13 protein-coding genes are annotated in these 18,214 nt (G+C 72.1%); 6 read left to right on the forward strand and 7 right to left on the reverse strand.

The annotated features are described in order from the left end of the window. The first annotated feature begins 347 nt into the window (after positions 1 to 347). The 4 genes from ACZ62B_RS36920 to ACZ62B_RS36935 all read left to right on the forward strand — a co-directional run bounded on the left by ACZ62B_RS36920 (position 348) and on the right by ACZ62B_RS36935 (position 3,918). Entirely contained in the window at positions 348 to 1,019 is a 672-nt protein-coding gene (locus ACZ62B_RS36920) for an ATP-binding cassette domain-containing protein (protein ID WP_344562728.1), read from the forward strand. Then, complete coding sequence (locus ACZ62B_RS36925) at positions 1,016 to 1,696, forward strand: hypothetical protein (protein WP_344562730.1); 681 nt, start codon at positions 1,016 to 1,018, stop codon at positions 1,694 to 1,696. Before ACZ62B_RS36920 ends, ACZ62B_RS36925 begins: the two co-directional genes overlap by 4 nt. A gap of 558 nt (positions 1,697 to 2,254) precedes the next feature. Then, positions 2,255 to 3,094 (forward strand): geranylgeranylglyceryl/heptaprenylglyceryl phosphate synthase, encoded by an 840-nt coding sequence (locus ACZ62B_RS36930; RefSeq protein WP_344562732.1) that lies wholly within the window; start codon positions 2,255 to 2,257, stop codon positions 3,092 to 3,094. After that, complete coding sequence (locus ACZ62B_RS36935; protein ID WP_382052352.1) at positions 3,091 to 3,918, forward strand: Moenomycin biosynthesis protein MoeN5; 828 nt, start codon at positions 3,091 to 3,093, stop codon at positions 3,916 to 3,918. The genes ACZ62B_RS36930 and ACZ62B_RS36935 overlap by 4 nt, the downstream gene beginning before the upstream one ends. 59 nt (positions 3,919 to 3,977) lie before the next feature. Here ACZ62B_RS36935 and ACZ62B_RS36940 read toward each other — a convergent pair whose 3' ends face one another. From ACZ62B_RS36940 to ACZ62B_RS36970, 7 genes are all read right to left on the reverse strand, one after another. Next, the gene (locus ACZ62B_RS36940) at positions 3,978 to 5,570 is read right to left on the reverse strand and encodes a carbamoyltransferase C-terminal domain-containing protein (protein ID WP_469693751.1); all 1,593 of its coding nucleotides are present in this window, start codon (positions 5,568 to 5,570) and stop codon (positions 3,978 to 3,980) included. After that, positions 5,570 to 6,889 (reverse strand): hypothetical protein, encoded by a 1,320-nt coding sequence (locus ACZ62B_RS36945; RefSeq protein WP_468885353.1) that lies wholly within the window; start codon positions 6,887 to 6,889, stop codon positions 5,570 to 5,572. The genes ACZ62B_RS36940 and ACZ62B_RS36945 overlap by 1 nt, the downstream gene beginning before the upstream one ends. Beyond that, positions 6,879 to 8,393, reverse strand: coding sequence for a B12-binding domain-containing radical SAM protein (locus tag ACZ62B_RS36950; protein ID WP_344562740.1), 1,515 nt, complete (start codon positions 8,391 to 8,393; stop codon positions 6,879 to 6,881). Before ACZ62B_RS36950 ends, ACZ62B_RS36945 begins: the two co-directional genes overlap by 11 nt. Positions 8,394 to 8,470: 77 nt before the next feature. Continuing rightward, the gene (locus ACZ62B_RS36955; protein ID WP_344562742.1) at positions 8,471 to 10,012 is read right to left on the reverse strand and encodes an asparagine synthase-related protein; all 1,542 of its coding nucleotides are present in this window, start codon (positions 10,010 to 10,012) and stop codon (positions 8,471 to 8,473) included. Next, entirely contained in the window at positions 10,009 to 11,217 is a 1,209-nt protein-coding gene (locus tag ACZ62B_RS36960; protein WP_344562744.1) for a glycosyltransferase family protein, read from the reverse strand. Before ACZ62B_RS36960 ends, ACZ62B_RS36955 begins: the two co-directional genes overlap by 4 nt. 7 nt (positions 11,218 to 11,224) lie before the next feature. After that, positions 11,225 to 13,174, reverse strand: a complete 1,950-nt coding sequence (gene asnB, locus ACZ62B_RS36965; protein ID WP_344562746.1) for an asparagine synthase (glutamine-hydrolyzing) — start codon at positions 13,172 to 13,174, stop codon at positions 11,225 to 11,227. 5 nt (positions 13,175 to 13,179) lie between these two features. Next, a complete protein-coding gene (locus ACZ62B_RS36970; RefSeq protein WP_344562748.1) occupies positions 13,180 to 14,202 on the reverse strand; it encodes an NAD-dependent epimerase/dehydratase family protein in 1,023 nt (340 codons plus the stop codon). 369 nt (positions 14,203 to 14,571) lie between these two features. Here ACZ62B_RS36970 and ACZ62B_RS36975 point away from each other — a divergent pair, with 369 nt between their 5' ends. Together ACZ62B_RS36975 and ACZ62B_RS36980 are read left to right on the forward strand one after the other, a co-directional pair. Beyond that, on the forward strand, positions 14,572 to 16,278 hold the full coding sequence (locus ACZ62B_RS36975) for an ABC transporter ATP-binding protein (protein WP_344562750.1): 1,707 nt from the start codon (positions 14,572 to 14,574) through the stop codon (positions 16,276 to 16,278). Positions 16,279 to 16,294: 16 nt separating this feature from the next. Next, complete coding sequence (locus ACZ62B_RS36980; protein WP_469693754.1) at positions 16,295 to 18,211, forward strand: ATP-binding cassette domain-containing protein; 1,917 nt, start codon at positions 16,295 to 16,297, stop codon at positions 18,209 to 18,211. The last annotated feature ends 3 nt before the right edge of the window (positions 18,212 to 18,214 follow it).

Consider the following 18,214-nt stretch of genomic DNA (forward strand, 5'->3'; position numbering starts at 1 on the left):
ACACCGATGCGGGCAACGCACAAGTGAGCGATGAGTGTGGCTGGGTCGGTACGCTAACCAGCCGCTGGGCGGGCCTGCAAGAGCGGTTCCGGGCACGGGAGACAGATGGCCGAAACACGGGGCAGGGATCCCGCCACCGACCGGTCGCCCCGTAGGATCCCCCGAAACCGGATCGCGGGAGATCCGAACTCCCGGGGAATCGCGGCCGCGACCGCCTCTCACGCCACGTGTGGCAGGCTGAGTCCACGAGCGTCGGCCGGGGCGGCGAACCCGGCCGGGGCGCAAATCCTGACCATTGAGGCCGACAACGCGTGCCGTTCGCCGTGGTCGGCAGAAAGGTGGCATTCATGGGCTATTCCGTCGGTGCCCGAGAGGGGTACCACGGCATGTCCGAGCCCGCCGGCCGTAAAGTTCTCCTGCAGGCGCGGGGCATCGTGAAGCGCTACAAACGCCGCCGCGTCCTGACCGGTGTGGACCTCGTCGTGCACTCGGGCGAGATCGCCGCGATCGTCGGCGGCAACGGGGCGGGCAAGTCCACCCTGCTCAAGATCTGCGCCGGTCTCCTCTCCCCCGACAAGGGACAGATCACCATCTCCGGCAGCCTCGGTTACTGCCCGCAGAACGCCGGCGTCATGGGGTTCCTGACTCCCGGGGAGCACTTCACCCTCTTCGGCACCGGCCGGGGCCTGAGCCGTAAGGAGTCCGACCGCCGGGGCCGGAAACTCGCGGGAGAGCTCGACTGGTCCCCCGCGCGGGGCGTCCTCGCCAAGGACCTGTCGGGCGGCACCCGTCAGAAGCTGAACGTCGTGCTGTCGGCCCTCGGCGGCCCCGACCTGCTGCTGCTCGACGAGCCCTACCAGGGGTTCGACCACGGTTCATATGTGGACTTCTGGCGGAGCGTCCGGGCATGGCGCGAGGCCGGCAAGGCCGTCGTCGTGGTCACCCACATGCTCAACCAACTCGACCAGGTGGACCAGGTGCTGGATCTCACCCCCGGCAAGGACAGGGGCATCCGATGACAGCCACCCTGCGGATGGCCGAGATGACCTTCCGTGAACTGCTGCGCCGACGAGGCGTGCTGGGCCTGCTGCTGCTGGTCCCGCTCGTCTTCTACCTCGGGCGCTACGACCAGACCGGGCAGGCTGTCCGCTTCGCCAGCCTCGGCGTGGGCTTCGCGGTCAGTGCCGCGGCCCTCTTCTCCACGGTCGGCGGCCGGGAGATCGAACCGCTCCTGGCCCTCTCCGGGTTCCGCCCGCTCCAGCTCTTCGCGGGGCGCCTGCTGGCCCTCCTCACCGCGGGCCTGGGCGTCAGCGCCCTCTACGCGGTGGTGATCCTGGTCGGGCAGGACGTGCAGCACCCGCAGGCCGTCCTGGTGGAACTGGCCCTGACCACGCTGGTCGCCGTGCCCCTGGGGCTGCTGCTCGGGGCGGTGGTGCCGAGGGACATGGAGGGCGCCCTGCTGCTGATCTCCGTCATCGGCGCCCAGATGGTGACGGACCCGGCCAAGGATTCGGCCAAGGTGCTGCCCTTCTGGTCGACCCGGGAGATCATCACCTACGCCGTCGACGGCGCCGGCGCCGGTTCGTTCACCTCCGGGGTGACCCACGCCCTCGGAGTGACGCTGCTGCTGGTCGTGGCGAGCGGATGCGTGATGGCGAGCCGATTGCGGCGCCGACGCCATCTGCAATTCGCGTGAATTACGCCCCGGACCGCTGGAAACGCCCCGCGCGGCAAAGCGCCGGGGCGTTCCTGCTTTGATGTGGCCGACTTCGGTGTGACCGACATTCATAACCGTCACACAAAGTCTCCCTACCCCGTGGAAACGAACGCGTGTAGTATCGGCAACCGCCCTGCCGCTCCTTGTTCTCGACGCGGCCCGGTGGACCCGCTGTTCGTCTCTCCAATGGAAGGGGAGTACGTGAACGAGGCCCTTGGCCCGTCCGCCGGTGAATCCGCCGGGCAGGCTCGCCGAAGGATTCCGGAGCGCTCCTCCACCACACCGACCTCAGCGGATGCCGGAACGGTCCGGTGGCCCTCTGCACGAGCATGACGGAATACCGCGAGGTGGCGCCGGCGTAGGTACCCGCTCCGGCATCGGCGACGCCGCGCCGATCACTCGCGACCGGTCAGGGAACGGCCCTGAGGGCCAGGGCGCCCCGCACATCCGCCCGAACGTGCGACACCTCATCCGAACGCGTGACGCGGCCGGCACCTCGTCGCGCGACCCGCCCGGACGACAAGGGGGAAGACGCTGGTGAACGCTTTACCACGGCTCGACCACCACACCGAACTCCATGCCGCACCACCGCTCTGGCAACCAGGGCGCGTACTCGCCCGGCTGCGCGACCACCGGCCGGGCCCCGTCCACATCATCGACCCCTTCAAGGTCCCGGTGACGGAGGCGGTCGAGAAGGCGGCGGAACTCACGCGGCTGGGCTTCGCCGCCGTTGTTCTGGCCAGCACGGACTACGAGTCGTTCGAGTCGCACATGGAACCGTACGTGGCGGCGGTGAAGGCGGTCACGACACTGCCGGTCGTCCTGCACTTCCCGCCCCGCCCGGGGGCCGGGTTCCCGGTGGTCCGCGGCGCGGACGCGGTGCTGCTGCCCGCGCTGCTGGGCTCCGGCGACGACTACTTCGTGTGGAAGAGCTTCCTGGAGACCCTGGCCGCCTGTCCCGGCCGCATACCCCGCGCGGAGTGGCCCGAGCTGATTCTCACCGTCGCCCTCACCTTCGGCGAGGACCGGCGCACCGGGGACCTGCTCGGCACCACGCCGGTGAGCACCACGAGCACCGAGGAGATCGACCGGCACCTCCACGTCGCCCGCACCTTCGGCTTCCACATGGTCTACCTGTACTCGCGCAACGATCACGTGCCGCCCGAGGTCGTACGGCACTTCCGCAAAGGGCTCGGACCCGACCAGGTCCTCTTCGTGAGCGGCAACGTCCGCACCGGCCGGCAGGTCACCGACTACCTCGACAGCGGGGCCGACCGCGTGGGATTCGCCGGAGCCCTGGAACACCAGGACTGGCGGGCCACCCTCGCCGAGATCTGCGGGGAACGCCCCCCGGCCCGCCCGGGGAGCGGGCGGTGACGGCCGCCCCGGTCACGGCCCTGCCCGCGGACTACACGCGGTCCATGCTCGCCGCCGAGGCCGCCAACCGCGACCACGTCACCCGCTGCGTCGCCGAGACCGGGGGATCGCCGGACCTGGTGACCCACACCGCCGCCCTCCGCCTGTACCTGCGGGTCCCCCACTTCCTCACCGAGTGGACGACCGACCCGGACCGGCGGGCCGCGGTCTCCCGCGCACTGGCCCTCGACATCGTCTCCATGAAGCTCCTCGACGACCTGATGGACGACGACACCGGCCTCGACCGGGTCGAACTCGCCTGTGTCTGCCTCCGCCTCCATCTGCGGGCCCTCCACGAACTGGCCTCCCTCGCCCGGAATCCCAAGGCGGTGACGGACATCCTGGAGCGGGACGCCGTCTACCTCTGCGGCGGTCAGATAGGCACCAAACGCAGCCGGGCCACGAACCTCCAGGAGTGGCGCGCCCATGCGAGCACCTACGGCGCCGCCTTCCTGGGGCGCTACGGGGCACTCGCGGCCGCCTGCGGCGACGACGGGCAACCCGGCGACGCCGTAAGGGAGTTCGCGGAGGCCTTCGCCCTGACCATCACCACGGCCGATGACCTGACCGACTACGACCGCAACGGCGAGCGGGACGGCAATCTCGCACACCTGATGCGGACCGGGGCGGTGGCCGGCCAGGACGTCGTGGCCCAGTTGGAGGAACTGCGCGGGCGGGCGCTGGCCGCCGTCCGGGTGCCGCCCGGCGCCCCCGGCCTGGTGCAGGTCGTCCACCTGTACACGGACGACGTACTGACCCGGCTCGTCCCCCGGCACCTGGGCTGATGACCGGCGGCCGGCCGGAGCCTCTCCGGCCGGCCGCCCGGCTCACCCGGAGCCCGGCGTCAGCGTGCCGCGTCGCCCCGCACCATCAGGTCGTCGAACACGAAGAGGTCGACGTCCGTGTGCGCGAAGTCGTCGAGTACGTCCCGGGCGGTGTGCGCGATGGGCCGGCCCGGCCCGTTGAGGGAGGTGTTGATCAGCGCGGGCACGCCGGTCAGCCCCTCGAACGCGTCGAGCAGACCGTACAGCCGGTCCTCGCCGGGGCCCAGGGTCTGGATCCGGCAGGTGCCGTTGACGTGCCGGGCCTCGGGCGCGGTCCCGTCCGGCAGCCGGTACTCGAAGAGCATGTACGGCGACGGCGCCTGCCCCGGGTACAGCGCGGTGAACCGCTCGTCGCGCATCACGGCGCCCAGCGGCCGGTACCACTCGCGCTGCTTCAGCTTCTCGCTCATGCGCTCGCGCATGCCCGGCACCGAGGGAGAGCCCAGCAGCGACCGGTGCCCCAGCGCGCGCGGTCCCAGTTCCGCCGCGCCCTGCGCCAGCGCCACGACCCCGCCCGCGGCCAGCACCCCGGCGACCTCGGACCGGTCGTAGTCGACGGCCCGCAGTCCCACACGCTCCACCGCCTCCAGGACGTCGGCGCGGCTGTTGCCCCCACCGTTGTGGTAGACCGCGAACGGCTCCGGTGTCACACCGGCCACCTGTGAGAGCGCGTAGAGGCCGGCTCCCGTCAGGTGTCCCGCGTCCCCGCAGGCGGGCGGAACGGCGATGTCCCGTCCGTACTCCGCCCGCAGCGCCGAGTTGGCCACGATGTTCAGGGCGCAGCCGCCGCCGAGGGCGATCGGACCCACCCCGGCGTCCGTGCGCGTCACGTGCCGGTCGAGCACCTCCCGGACGGCCCCGGTGAACATCTCCTGGAACGTCGCCACCACGTGCGAGGCCGTCTCGAACCCGGGGTCGAACTCGGGCCGGGCGGCCAGGTCCGCCCGCACCCGCTCGGCGAGTTCCCGGTCGTTCATCACGTCCGGGTCGACCGCCAGCAACTGTTCGCGGACGCGGGCGTCGGGCTGCCCGTAGCCGCCCAGTGCCATCACCTTGCCGGCCACGCTGGGGCTCGGGCCGAAACCGAGGAGGTACCCGATCGCCGTCCACCCGAAACCGTTGCCATACCAGGGCAGCGGGTCCTTGTCGACCCACTTCAGGGCCCCCTCCGACACCCGGAACAGGGAGCTGCGGGTGAGCTGTCCGCGGCCCTCGTTGACGAGGACGACGGTGCCCTCCTCCCAACCCGCGTAGTGGGCGGCCAGCGCCGCGTGGGAGACCTCGTGGGTGACCACGACGCATTCCACCCGGCGTCCCAGCATCTCGCAGACGGTCCGGTGGTGGAGCGCGCCCGCCGCCGTCCGCTCCAGGGCCCGGTCCATGTCGGGGATGCGCAGCAGCCCGCTGCGCACCGGCGTGCTCACGGCCACCAGGTCGATGCCGTCGGTGTCGACGCACTCCTGCGCGAGCACGTGCCGCAGGGCGACGTCGCAGCGGTGGTCGTGCTTGACCCGGGTGAGCCGTTCGGTCTCGACGGCGAAGACCAGCCGCCCGTCCTCGAAGTAGGCGACGCCGGTGTCGTGCCCGGCGGAGTGGAGTGAGAGTACCTTCATCAGCTCTCCTGACACATGGATGAGGACGGTGAGGACGCGGGGGACGACGGGGACGACGGGGACGACGGCGTGATCCTGCGGATGTCCGAGTACGGAGCCCACTCGATGCCGCGCAGCGGCCTGCCGCACAGTCCGCGCGCGTACAGTTCGGCCCCGATGCCCGCGAACCAAGCGAAGTACAGCCACTTGATGAGCGCCTTCTTCACACCGTGGCGGGTACCGCGGGAGGAGTCGAAGCCGGTCAGGGGCCACATGCCGCCGAAGAGGACGTGGCCGAAGTAGTGACGGACCACGGGCAGCGGCCAGTCGGCGACGTCGACGAGGTGGTTGAGCAGCAGCCTGCGGATCCTGCGGCGGGTCTCACCGGCCGGCCCCGCCACGTAGTAGTGGCACCGGGCGTCCGGAACCAGCCGTAGGCGGGCCAGTGGGTCGGGTGACGTGGGGTCGAGGAGACGGAAGCACACATAGCCGTCGTCGGACACGTATCGCCCCGGCAACCCGCCGGCCACCACGTCGGTGGCCACCAGGAGGCAGCAGCCGTGCGGGTAGTTCGTCGCCGGCGCGGCGATCGCCTTGGCCCGGGACAGCAACCGGGAAGTGGCGTACGCATGAGTGTGCGCGATCTTGGTCGCGCCGACCGCACCGCGACACCCCGCCGCCAGGAAGTCCCGCACCAGCCGGGACAGGCAGCCGTCCTCCAGGGCCACGTCGTCGTCGGCCCATCCGACGCCCGCACAGCCGAGGAGCTCGGCGACCGCGATCGCCCCGTTGAGGGTACGGGGCTTGCCCGGCCCGGGCAGTGAGAGACCGCAGACCCGCAGACCGGGCAGCCGGACCCGGGCGTCGTCCAGCAGCACGCGCAGGCGCCGCAGCGACTCCGCCTCCTCGTCGGCCGACGACCACTGCATGCCGACGAACAGCACCAGGGGCACCCGAGGATGGTCCCTGGCCACCGCGGCCGCCTGCTCCAGCAACGCGCCGAACCATTCCCGCTGCCGCGCCGGGCCGGTCCGGGCGACGTAGGTCGGCACGACCATGGCGATGCCCGGCTGCCCGGCGGGCGTGCGCAGCGCCGCCGCGGCCTCCTCGGCCCGCGTGGTCCCGTCCGCCGGCAGACCTGGCAGCACATGCCGGACCGGAACCCCCCAGGACTCCGGGGGCCTGAAGCCCCGGGCCATCGTGCTGCGCAGATGGTGCGTCAGGAATCCCTCGCCGGGCGGCCGGCGCCTGCGCCGGCCGAGCGGACGGTTGAGGGGGACCGGCGGTCCCGGACGGGCCGGCGGACGCGGGACGGCCGGGGCCGCGGGTTCAGAAGTCACGGTCGGTGTTGGACGTGGACCGGTGCAGGCTGCGCAGGCCGTCCAGGGTGTTGCGCCACTGGCCGGTCACCGCCATGTGCGACAGCAGCGGCCTGACCATCGAACGGCGCATGAAGAAGGACCGGTACGCCCGCTGGGCACGCTCCTGGGCGTCCGGCACCAGGTACCCGATCCGCGCGTCGAACTCGCCCCGCACGAACCGGTCCCAGTAGTCGGCCGGAATCTGGCCGGCGGCCACGGACTCCGTGTGCAGGGGGGTGCCGGGCAGGGGCGTCGCGGTGTAGAAGCTGGCGTAGTCCAGAGGGAGCCGGCAGGCGAGGTCGACAGTCTTGCGGAACTGCTCCCGGGTCTCACCGAGCCAGCCGACGATGAAGTACCCGAAGCCCTTGATCCCGGCCTCGTGGGCGGAGGTGACCGCCTTCTCGATCTTCTCGATGTCGCTCTCCTTGCGCATCCGCTCGAGAATCTCGGTGTCGCCGTGCTCGATGCCGAACCGCAGGCGCACGCACCCTGCCCCGGCCATCGCCTCCAGCAGCGGTTCGGGCACCAGGTCGACGCGGGTGGGCGCCTCCCAGCGGACCTTGAGGCCCCGCTCCCCGATGAGCGCGCAGATCTCCCGCACCCGGCCGCGGTGCAGGGTGAACACGTCGTCGTAGAACATGATCTCCTTCACCCCCCACCGCTCCTTGAGTTCCGTCATCTCGCCGACGACGTCCTCGGGACTGCGGTACATGGACTTCTTGTCCACGGCCTGCTTGAAGCAGAAGCTGCACTTGAAGGGGCAGCCGCGGCTGGAGATCATCGTCGCGAACGGCCGCGGGGCCATGATGGAGTAGTAGCTGTCCATCGGGAGCCCGGAGCGTTCGGGCCAGCCGACCTCCTCCAGGTTCACCATGGGCGCGGCGCCACCGTCGTGCTTGCGGGTCACCAGTCCGCGGATGCCCTCCGGGTCCTCGCCCCGCTCCATCGCCTCCGCCAGTTCCGGCATGATCGTGATGCCTTCGCCGACGCCGATGTAGTCGATGGAGTCGTGGACGAGGTTCTCGTGCGCGTACACCTCCGTGTGCGGTCCGCCCAGGATCACCTTGGCCCCGGTGCTCTTGGCCGCCTCGCACGCCTCGACGGCACCGGGCAGGCCGGGCGTCGTGGTGCTCACCCCGACCAGGTCCGCTCCGAAGTCCGCGAGCAGTTTGCGCAGCCCTTCGCTGTCGAGGCCCAGGGCGGGGGTGTCGACCTGGATGACGTTGTGGAACCCGGCCGACTTCAGCGCGGTGTGGATGTAGCCCAGCCCGAGGTGCGGCAGCACACCGGCCCGCTTCTGGACCCGGGCTATCTGACGGGTGTTCAGGCACAGGTCGTGGTGGCGCACGAGGGCGATGCGCAGCCTGCGCTTGCGCCAGAGCGGCAGTGCCGAACGGGCCGGGGCCGCGGCCGGGGCCGAGCAGCCGTCCGAAGCCGCCCCCGCGGCGGGGCCTGTGCTGATCACGGGCAATGTCTTCCGCATACGGTGCGCTCCTTCTGGCCCTGCGGCTGTGGTCGGGTGCGGTGTGCGGGTCTGACGGGTGTACGGGTGTCCGGCCGCTAGGGCCGGTGGCTGGCCCGCCGGGTGGCGAAGCCCTCCAGTTGCAACAGGTAGAGCGCCAGGGGCTGGAGCCTGCTGACGCGCTGCGGTGCTCCGGGCCCCCGGCCGGCGGCCAGCAGCCGTTGCAGGAAGCGGTCGGGGCTGCGCCACCACTGCGGTTCCACGGCCACCGCGTGCGCGAGGAACCGCAGCAGGTACGTCAGCCGGTGCGCGACCAGCAGGGGGCCGTGCAGCTGGGGCACCGACGAGGCGAAACCCAGGTCCGCGTGCTCGGGGAAGGCCCGGTGCAACGCCCGGTCGTGGAACGTCCCGTCGACCAGGAACCGGCGCGGCACCGCGGCGAGGTGGTCGAAGAGCGCGTGGTCGAGATAGGGGGTGTGCGTCACGAGCCGTCCGTCGCCCAAGGCGAACGGAGCCGCAGAGATGGAGCGCCGGGTCCGGTTCCAGAAGAAGAAGGAACTGAGCGGGCAGGCGCTGTCCGCGTGCCGGGCCAGCTCGGTGACCAGACGCCGCCGTGCCACCTGCCTGCTCCACAGCACGCTCGTGCGCGGACCCAGCAGGTGCTCCAGGTGCGGGCCGGTCCGGCCCGCGTCCAGCAGCCGGTCCGCCAGGCCGGGCAGGTCGGCGGGATCGTAGGGATGGGCCCGGATGAAGGCGATGCTCGGGTTCTGGGCCAGCTCCCCACCGCCGAGACCGTCGTAGGAGACTCGGCTGTGGCGGCGCAGGTGAGCCAGGAGCGGTTGGGCCCACGCGCCGTCCAGGGTCGTCATGCCCTGTGCGGGCAGCGCGGACAGCTCGGCGCGGAACTGCGCGTGCGGACGCGGCACCACCGTGTGCGGCAGGCCGAGCCGGGCCGCGAGAACGGCCGCGACGCGGGCGTCGGCCCCCGGATCGGGAGGGAACTTCGAACCGCTCACGCACCGTCGCGGCGGTGTCGCCAGACGGCACAGTTCGAGCAGGATGTGCCGGGAGTCCCGGCCGCCGCTGAGCGGCAGTTCGTACGGTTCGCCGGGCGCCCGGCGAGCCACCGAGGCGCGGAACAGGTCGATGAAGCCGTCGACCGCCTGCTCCTCGGTCATCCCGGTGGGTCCGGGGCACGGCAGTCCCCCGGACCGGAGCCGCGTTCCGCCGGTGTCCCAGGTGAGCGTGGCCGCCGGGGGCAGCGCGTGGATCCCGGCGAAGGCGGTGTCCTCGGCGAGGAAGAACCCCAGCCGGAGGAAAACGGCCAGCGCGTCGTGGTCCAGCTCGGCGGGCCCGTCGTCCGGCAGCAGCGCCAGTGGGTCGGGCGAGAGGGCGAGCGAGGCGCCGCCGGACCGGTGGAAGAGGGGGCAGACGCCGTAACGGTCGTTGCGGGCCACCAGGCGTTCGCCGTCCCAGCGCCACCCGGCGAAGACGCCTTCGGCCGGCGGGCCCGGGTCCAGGTGGTCGCCGGTGAGGGGGTGCCCGAGGCGCACCTCCTTGTCGCCCTCCGCGCGCACCCCGCCGGCCCCCGCGACCAGGAGGATGCGGGGGGCGGGCGCGGCTCCGCGGCGGACGGTCACCGGGCGTCCAGCAGAGTACGGAGGGCGGCTCCGATCCGGTCCGTCACCGCGTCCTGGTCCAGCGCGGAGTCGGCGAAGGAGAGCGCGGCCTTCTTGTGCCCCTCGATCACCGACGGACGGGACAGCCAGTCGTCCGCCGTGTCGAAGAGCTCCTCGGGTGTGGCGCAGGCTCGGCCCAGCCCCTCCTCGTCGATGAGTCCCGGCACCCACTGCTCCATGGGCAGCCCCGATTCGAGCATCAGCACCGGTATGCCGAAGTAGGCCGCCTCGAGGGTGGTGTTGGGACCGGCCTTCGAGATGAGGAGCCCGTACCTCGACCGGGAGGCACAGCGGATGTAGTCGAAGTACTCGTTCTGGCCGAGCACGCTGTGGAACCGCCAGTGGGACCGCCCGACCGCCGCGGTGCGACGGGCCAGCTCGGGGTCGCCGTAGCCGACGAAGACGAGGTCGATGCCGGGGTGCCGGTCGGCGAGGCGCCGCACCAGCTCCGGGTACGTGTCCCCGCCCCGGTTGGAGAAGACGATCACCCGGGGCCGGTCCGGACCCGGACCGGCGCCCCAGGGACCCGCGTCGGAGGCGGCCGACTCGCTGGTCATGAAGTCCCGCAGGTCGTGCTGCGCGACGAGCGGCCCCACCACCCGCACGCGCTCCGGGTCGCCGCCGGCCGTGGCGAGCAGGTGCTCCTTCGCCCGGGGGAAGCCGACCAACGTCAGGTCCGGGTATCGGCTGCGGTGCAGCGGCAGGTGCAGCAGCCCGGGGTTGGTCACGTGGCTGACCACCCGGGTGGACGTCCCGGCCAGCCGGACGGCGGCCACGCACAGCCTTGCCACGAACCCCTTCGTGCCGACCACCACGTCCGGGGCGGTCCGGCGCAGATGCCGGGTGAGGGGAGCCAGGTCGGCCCGCTGGGCGGGCGTGGGGTCGGCCTCGAACCCTTCCGGGAAACGCGCCTGGAGGCGGTCCATGAGAGCCATGTACCGCTGGTTGCGGACCACTGCGTCGGGGCTCTCCAGGGAGATGGTCCGGATCTCCGCCCCGGCCTCCCCGATCCACGGCAGGATCGGTTCCGCCTCCAGGAGGGTCACCTCCGCGTCGATCGCGCTCCGCAGGGCTCGGGAGAAACGCGTCGCGGCCAGGTAGTTGCCGAACTCGCCCCAGGTCCGGGGGGAGAGCACGTGGACGAGCGGTCGGTCGGGAGCAGCCATGGTTCTCCTAGGAGAGGGCCGGATACGCGGGGGTCTCGGAGGCGCGGGGCCGGGCCGTCAGGCTCTCGGCCCAGAGCTGGTAGACCAGGAGGGCCCACAGCTTGCGGGACGTGTCCCGCCGGCCGCCGAGGTGGTCGTCGATCAGCAGGCGCACCGCCCCGGTGTCGAACAGACCGCCGCGGCGCAGCGACGCCGTGGAGAGGGTGTCCAGGAGCAGGGGCCGCAGCTCCCCGCGGAGCAGAGCGGCCATCGGCGCGCGGAAGCCCAGTTTGGTCCTGCGCACGACGGCGGGGGGAAGCCAGTCGGCGGCAATCCGCCGCAGCAGGTACTTGCCGGTGAACCGGTGCAGTTTCAGGCCGGTGGGCAGGGAGTTGCCGTACTCGACCAGGTCCAGATCGAGGAAGGGCGACCGCAGTTCGAGGGCGCTGCGCATGCCGCCCCGGTCCGTCTTGGTGAGGATCACGTCCCGCAGGAAGTGGGTCGTCACGGCGAGCTGGCTGAGCTGGACCTGGGAGAGGCCGGGCTGGTCCCGGAGCAGGCGCGAGACCTCGGCGAACGGATCGTGCCCGGCCAGCTCGGCCCCGGCCTCGGGGGTGAGCACCCCCGGCAGCTCACCCGGGGTGAAGGGTGCCGCCGAGAGATAGAAGCGGTGCTCCGGCGAGGCGCGCAGTCCTTTGGCCAGCAGACCGAGGGCCGCCGCCACGGGAAGGTTGCCGGAACGGGCCGGCAGCCGGCGCGCGAGCTGCCGGGCGAGAGCCTCCAGCCGGGGAGCGGGCAGGACGCGCAGCAGCAGCTCGATCGCCCGCTCGGCCTGGAAGTAGCGGTATCCCAGGAGCAGTTCGTCCGCGCCGTCACCGGTGAGGGCACCCCGCACGTGCGCGCGGGCCGCCCGGCAGACCAGGCGCATCGGCAGCAGGGAGGGATCGGCCAACGGTTCATCCGCGTAAGCCAGTTCGGACTCCACCACGCCCGCCAGGTCCGGGCCGCCGATCCGCACCACATGGTGCTCGGTGCCGAGATGGCGTGCCACCGCCAGGGCGTGGTCGCTCTCGTCGAAGTCCGGGTCCACGAACCCCGCGCTGAAGGTGGGCACCGGCTGCCCGGGCCGCAGCTGCTGGGCCACCGCGGCCACCGCGCTGGAGTCCAGTCCGCCGCTGAGCAGCACGCCGAGGCGGCGGTCGGTGCTGGTGACGCGCCGGGCGACGGCGGCCCGAAACAGCTCCTCGAACCGCTGCTCGGCCTCCCGCAGTCCGGGGCCCCGGCGCGCTCCTGTGCCGGGAGCGAGGCGGGGCCGCCAGAACTCGGTCTCCCGCAACTCCCCGCGCTCATGGGTGACACAGCTTCCCGGGCGTACCTTGCTCACCCCCCGTACGGCCGAGGCGGGGGCGCAGAACGCCTGGAACACCAGGTAGTCGGCGAGCGCACCGAGGTCGGGGACGCGCGGTGCGGCGGGGTGCCGCAGCAGGGCGGTGAGCTCGGAGGCGAAGGCGATGCCGTTCGGCACGCGGGTGTAGTAGAGGGGCTTCTTGCCCATCGGGTCACGGGCCAGCACGGTGGTGCCGGTGCGGGCGTCGTGCAGGACGAAGGCGAACATGCCCCGCAGCCGATCGAGCATCCGCGTTCCCCGTAACTCGTACAGCTCCACCAGGACCTCGGTGTCGCTGCCGGTGCGCAACGCGACACCGGCGGCCCGTAGCTCGGCGCGCAGTTCGGCATGGTTGTAGATCTCGCCGTTGAACACCAGGGCGGTCGCTCCCGACGCGGAGACGAACGGCTGCGTGCCGTGATCCGGGTCGGTGAAGGTCAGGGCGCAGTGCGCGAGGGTGACACCCCGGTGGTGCAGCCGGCCCGCACCATCGGGGCCGCGGTGCGCCACGGCGGCGAGCATGTGCTCGGCCGTTGTCCGCATGTCCTCCCGCGTCATGCCCGCGTCACTGAATCCGGCGAATCCGCACATGCCGGCTACAGCCGCGGTGCGGACGCCGTGAAACCGTCGACCGCGACGGCGTCCTGCGCTTCGCGGGCCAGTGACCGCCGGGTCGACTCGATCTGGGTGGCGAGTCCCTTGCGCAGTCCCGTCCGGGCCGTGAAGCCCAGGACGCCGGCCGCCCGCCGGACGTCGGCGGTGGTCGAGCGGACGTCGCCGATGCGGGCCGCACCGTACGAGGTGCGCGGGCGCGATCCGGTCAACTCGGCGGTCATGGAAACTACTTCGTTGACCGAGACGGCGTTCCCCGTGCCGATGTTCAGGACCGCGCTGCCCCGGTCCCGGACCGCCGCGGCCAGCACCAGTGCGCGCACCACGTCGGACACGTGGGTGAAGTCGCGGAGCTGGGTCCCGTCGCCGTAGATCTCGACGGGCTCATTGCACAGCGTCGACCGGATCAGACGGGAGATGAACATGTCCGGGCGCTGTCCGGGGCCGTAGACGGTGAAGAACCGAAGGGCGCCGACCGACAGTTTGGCGTCGTCCCGGGCGGCGAAGGCCAGGGCCAGCCGCTCCGCGGCGAGCTTGGTGACCCCGTAGGGGGAGAGCGGACGGGGCAGGTCGTCCTCGCTCATCGCGCCGTCCGCGCCGCCGTACACGCTGGACGACGAGGCGACCACCACGCGTTCCACTCCGGCCTGGACGCAGGCGTCCAGCAGGCGCTGGGTCGCCAGTACGTTGCACTGGAGGTACTCGGGGAATTGGGTCCACGACGGGCGGACCCCGGGTAATGCAGCCAGGTGGAACACCGTCGAGGTGTTTTCCAGGCAGTCCGCCAGATGGAGCGAGTTCAGATCGCCGCGTATCGTCCGGAGTGATCCAAAAAGGCCTGACGACGGACTCCCCAAGTCGTCCGGAAATGGTTTGCGGTCCAACGCCACAACGTTTCTGCCGGAACTCCTCAATTCCGTCACGAGATGTGATCCGATGAAACCGGCCGCACCGGTGACCAGAACGTTGTCGTCCGTTGAGTCCGTTCCGCGTGTGTCACTCGACATGAATCCCCCTTGTTTCGCTCACATGTGGCTGGTCAAGGCGGTGCTCGGGCGGTGCATTCGGTGCACGTGCGCGCGTCTGCCTCCGGATCGACCGGTCCGACCGCTCGGACGCCCGTGGCGCTGTGCGGCGGTGAAGAGTGCGGCTGGCCAGGGTTTTGTCGTCGAGAAACGCATGTCCGGACCAAGAGGCCTGGGGAGTCTAACAGCACGCGTCAATCACGAGCAATAGCATGCTTCAGTCCCCGGTCGGGGCGCAATCGGCATTCCGGTGTCATTCACAAGGCGGCACAGGGGACTTTATGCTGGTCGTTCGCCGCCGGGCGAATGGGGGAGGATACGTTGGCAGGCAGTCCGTTACGGCACCTTTCCATGCTTGTCCGCTACCTGCGCGGCGAACGGACCGCCATGACGCTGCTGGCTCTGCTGGTCCCTTCCGGGATCGCGTTCCAGCTCGTGGCGCCGTACCTGCTGCGCGGGTTCATAGACGGGACGCTCTCGGGCGACTCCGGCGGCACGCTGACCGGCCTGGCCGCCTGGGCCCTGGCCGCCGCCCTGGGCGTGCTCGTGGTCACCACGGGCACCGAGGCGCTGTCCTCACGGATAGCCTGGCGCAGCACCAACCGGCTCCGTGCGGACCTGGTCGCGCACTGCCTGAGCCGACCGCCGGACTTCTACCGCAGGCATCCCCCCGGCGAACTCGTCGAGCGGATGGACGGCGACGTCACCCGGCTCGCCGCGGTGATGTCGGCGCTGCTGCTGGAACTGCTGGCACAGGCACTGCTGATCGTCGGCGTCCTCGTCGCCCTGTTCCGGCTGGAGTGGCGGCTCGCCCTGGTCTTCGCCCCGTTCGCGGCCGGCACTCTCCTGCTGCTGCGGACCCTGGTGGGCCGCGCCATGCCCTTCGTCACCGCACGACAGCGGGTGGCGGCGGACCTCCAGGGCTTCCTCGAGGAGCGTCTCGCGGCGGCGGAGGACCTGCGCGCCAACGGGGCCTCGCGGTACACGCTGCGGGAACTCGGCGAACGCCAGGACGACTTGTACCGCAAGGCCCGAGAGGCCGCCCGTGTCTCAACCCGCTGGCCCGCCACCGTGCAGGGCCTGTCCGCCGTCAGCGTCGTCCTCGCCCTGGCGGTCAGCGCCTGGCTGCACTCCCGCGGCCAGCTCTCCACCGGGACGGCCTTCGCCTCCCTGTCCTACGCCATGCTGCTGCGCCGTCCCCTGCTCGCGGTCACCACCCGCTTCCGCGACCTGGAGGACGCCGCCGCGAGCGTCCAGCGGCTGAGGGACCTGCTGGGCCACGAGACGGCGCCCCGCACGGGCAACCGGACCCTGCCGGCCGGGCGGCCCGGCGTCCGCTTCGACCGGGTCTCCTTCTCCTACGAGCCCGGCGAGCCGGTGCTGCGGGACGTCTCCTTCACCCTGCGCCCCGGTGAACGCCTCGGCGTCGTGGGGCGCACCGGAAGCGGCAAGTCCACCGTGGTGCGGCTGCTGTTCGGACTCCACCGGCCGGTGACGGGCACGGTGTCGGCCGGAGGCCTGGACGTGACGGAACTCGACCCCCGGGCGTTGCGCGGCCGGGTCGCACTGGTCACACAGGAGGTGCACGTCTTCCACGCCGCACTGCGCGACAACCTCACCTTCTTCGACCGCACCGTTTCCGACGGCCGGCTGTACGCGGCGCTGGGCGAGGCGGGGCTCGGCCCCTGGCTGCGCACCCTGCCCGACGGTCTGGACACGCTGCTCGGCGCCGGCGCCCGTGGCATGTCCGCGGGCGAGGAGCAACAGCTCGCGCTGGCCAGGGTGTTCCTGCGCGATCCGGGACTGGTCCTGATGGACGAGCCGACGGCCCGGCTGGATCCGTACAGCGAGCGGCTTCTGGTGCCCGCGCTGGAGCGGCTTCTCGACGGCAGGACCGCCGTCGTGGTCGAGCACCGGCCGCACCTGCTGCGCGACGCCGACCGGATCCTGGTGCTGGAGGACGGCAAGGTCGCCGAGGAGGGGGAGCGGACCGTCCTCGCCGCCGACCCCTCGTCGCACTTCCACGAACTCCTCCGCACGGCGGGGGCCGCCCGGTGAGGGACGGGGGCGGGCCGTGACCCGGCTGCGGCCCGTGGAGCGGGCGGACGACGGAGGAGGGCCGGCGGACCGGGACGTGGGGCGGGAACAGAGGGGGCCCGCGCCCGGGGACGTCGAGCGGCGGTCCGTCCTCGGGCGGCTCGTGGACGTGCTGCGCGGGTCCGCCCGTGTCTACTGGTCCCTCACCGGTCTGTGGATCGTCCTGCGGCTGGGCACGCTCGTGGTGGGGCTGCTGTTCCAGCGGCTGTTCGACGCGCTCGGCGCGGACGGCGGCGTGTGGCTGATCATCGCGCTGGTGGCCGGGATCGAGGCGGGGCGCCTGTTTCTCCAGTTCGGCGTGATCATCACCAGGCTGGAGCCGAAGGTCCAGTACGGCACCACGGCCCGGCTGCGGCACGCCCTGCTCGGATCGGCTCTGCACGGGCCGGAGGTGACCGCCCGCACCACGCCCGGTGAGTCCCTGCGCACCGTGGGCGAGGACGTCGACGAGACGGGGTTCTTCGTCGCCTGGGCGCCGACCAACCTCGCCCACTGGCTGTTCGTCGCCGCGTCGGTCACGGTGATGATGCGCGTCGACGCCGTGGTCACCGGCGCCCTCCTCGCCCTCCTCGTCCTGCTGACGCTGGTCACCGCACTGGCCCACAGCCGGTTCCTGCGCTACCGGCACGCCACCCGGGCCGCGTCCGGCGAGGTGGCGGGAGCCCTGCGGGAGATGGTGGGTGCCGTCGGCGCGGTGCAGGCCGCCGCCGCCGAACCGCAGGTCGCCGCGCACGTCACCCGGCTGAACGGTGTCCGTGCCCGAGCCGCGGTACGGGAGGAGCTGTACGCCGTCGTCCAGCGCACGGTGATCGGCAACGCGGCTCCGATCGGGGTCGCCGTGGTGCTCCTGCTGGTCGCGGGCCGGATGGACGAGGGGGCCTTCAGCGTCGGCGACCTCGCCCTGTTCGCCTTCTACCTGCAGGTCCTGACCGAGGCCCTCGGTTCGATCGGCATGCTGTCCGTACGGCTGCAGCGGGTCTCCGTGGCGCTCGGACGGGTTGCCGGTTTCCTCGGCGGCCGGCTGCGGTGGTCCCTGGAGCGGGCCGGTCCGCCCCTCGCACCGGAAGCGGAAGGCAAGGCCACCGGTCGGGCAGCCGCCGCCCCGGACACCGGCCCGCGCCCCGTCCCGCCTCTGCGGGAACTGACCGTCCGCCGCCTGACGGCCCGTCACCCCGGTACGCCGCACGGCATAGCGGATGTGGACCTGGTGGTGGAGCGGCACACCGTCACCGTGGTCACCGGCCGCGTCGGCTCCGGCAAGAGCACCCTCGTCCGGGCCGTGCTCGGACTGCTGCCGCACGAGAGGGGCACCGTCCTGTGGAACGGCGAACCCGTCACCGACCCGGCCTCGTTCCTGGTCGCACCCCGTTGCGGATACACCCCACAGGTCCCTCGGCTGTTCAGCGGAACGGTGCGGGAGAACATCCTGCTGGGCCGGGACGGCACGGCCTTCGACGAGGCCGTCCGCCTCGCTGTGATGGAGCCCGACCTCGCGACGATGCAGGACGGACCGGACACCGTGGTGGGCCCGCGCGGCCTGCGTCTGTCGGGCGGACAGGCCCAGCGCGCCGCCATCGCCCGCATGCTGGCGGGCGACCCCGAACTCCTGGTGCTGGACGACGTCTCCAGCGCCCTGGACCCTGATACCGAGCACCTGCTGTGGGAGAGGCTGCTGGACGGGACGCGCACCGTGCTCGCGGTCTCCCACCGGCCGGCGCTGCTGCGCGCGGCCGACTGCGTGGTGGTGCTCGTGGACGGGCGGGTGGAGGCCTCGGGCACCTTCGACGAGGTCATGGCAGCCTCCGCCGAGATGGGCAGGATCTGGACCGGCACGGGTCCGGGAGACGGAACCAGGGACACCGGGCCCGCTCCGCCCGGCCCTCCCGGACGGTGACAC

Source organism: Streptomyces sp. NPDC053426 (assembly GCF_055585405.1).